This is a genomic window from Roseibium limicola, assembly GCF_017313085.1.
Classification (GTDB): domain Bacteria; phylum Pseudomonadota; class Alphaproteobacteria; order Rhizobiales; family Stappiaceae; genus Roseibium; species Roseibium limicola.
The window spans coordinates 1-1,463 of the sequence record NZ_JAFLNF010000017.1 but is presented as its reverse complement, the minus strand read 5'-3'; the positions used below and the strand labels follow the sequence as shown (position 1 = coordinate 1,463).

The following is a 1,463-nucleotide window of genomic DNA, read 5'->3' as shown; positions in this document are numbered from 1 at the left end:
CAAGCTGATCGAGCGTCACAATCTCGAGCGCTGTCTGGGAAGGGCCGGGCTGCTTCAACATCAAAACAGTGAATCAAAAACCCCCGGCAAACGCCAGAGGTTTGTCAGCAGTCTGAGGGGCGCAACGCGCCCCTTTTTTGTGCCACAGCGCTGGCTGAACAGATCACTGTTTCACTCGCTAGATCGTTCCGATTTGCGCATCACGTTGGAAGCGAGAGCGAAGCGGGTGAGGAAGGTGCGTGAGACAGGATTGCGGTTGGAAACCGCCGTCCGGCTTTCCCGCCAGACCAGAAACAGGCCGGAGGCGATAATCAGGCCGGACCCGAGACCGACGTAGATGTCAGGTGTTTCCTGAAAGAACAGGTAGCCGAACAGCGCTGCCCAGAGGATTTGACTGTACTGCATGGGAGCAATGACCCCGGCAGGGGCGGATCTATAGCCTGTGATGACGCATAATTGCGCCACGACAGAAAGCAGCCCGATGGCAGCCATCATGCCCATATCCGGCAGCTGCAGGGGCACATAGACCCCAGGTAACAGGGCGCCCATCACGACCATCGCCAGGATCATCGGATAGATAATTAGAACGGCTGAACGCTCTTCCGCACCAACCTTGCGAACAATCACCGATCCGAGCGCATTGGCACAGGCCGAGGTGAGGGCAGTCATATGGCCAAAGGACAGTTCACTGACACCTGGACGCAAAACGATCATGACGCCGATCATGCCGACGATGACAGCTGCCCATCTCTGGATCCGGACCACCTCTCCCAGAATTGGGATGGCGAAAATGGTGATCAGCAACGGTGCTGCGAAAAGCAGCGAGTAGACTTCCGCCAGCGGAAGCACCGTGAAGGAATAGAAGCCGCAGGACAAAGCCACCAGTGACGAAGCGGTGCGGATCATCACCAGCCAGGGATGGCGAGGCCGGAAATTCTTCTCCGACTTGTCCACCAGCATCATGATGGCCATCGGGACGAAGGCGAACAGCATGGCGAAGAAAATGATCTGGAAGACCGAATAGGTCACACCCAGGTGCTTGGTGAGGGCATCATGGGTTGCATAGAGGGCAAATCCAGAGAGAGCGGAGCCGATACCGAAGACCGGTGAGAAAATACGTGAAGACATGAATGAATTGCTGCTGATGATTTGATGGCTGTTGAAGCGTTCCAGGATCCGGTGCCTGGGCCAGGCTCTTCATCCGCAAGTGCTTCGTTCCTTACCACGCTGGCGATTTAGCCAGAGGTGGTCAAGTTCTTTTCCCGCTAAGCAGGATCTTGCTTCACGGCAGCCCAAAGAAAAAGGCGGATCGTTTGATCCGCCAGACTGCTGACAAACCCCTGGCGTTTGCCGGTTTTTTTTTGATTCACTGTTTTGATGTTGAAGCAGCCCGGCCCTTCCCAGACAGCGCTCGAGATTGTGACGCTCGATCAGCTTGTCCCCAGAGATCACTTGTTGCGCAA

General features: G+C 55.8%; 2 protein-coding genes. Both read right to left on the bottom strand.

The genetic code is table 11. The annotated features are described in order from the left end of the window. Positions 1-171: 171 nt before the first annotated feature. Positions 172-1,128, bottom strand: coding sequence for a DMT family transporter (locus J0X15_RS20000; protein WP_206944753.1), 957 nt, complete (start codon positions 1,126-1,128; stop codon positions 172-174). 69 nt (positions 1,129-1,197) lie between these two features. After that, a partial coding sequence (locus J0X15_RS19995) for a hypothetical protein (RefSeq protein WP_206944751.1) occupies positions 1,198-1,463 on the bottom strand: 266 nt, incomplete at its 5' end.

Bases quoted from the DNA above. Each gene is read 5' to 3' on its own strand.
- J0X15_RS20000 (WP_206944753.1), bottom strand. From the start codon at position 1,128: ATGTCTTCACGTATTTTCTCACCGGTCTTCGGTATCGGCTCCGCTCTC.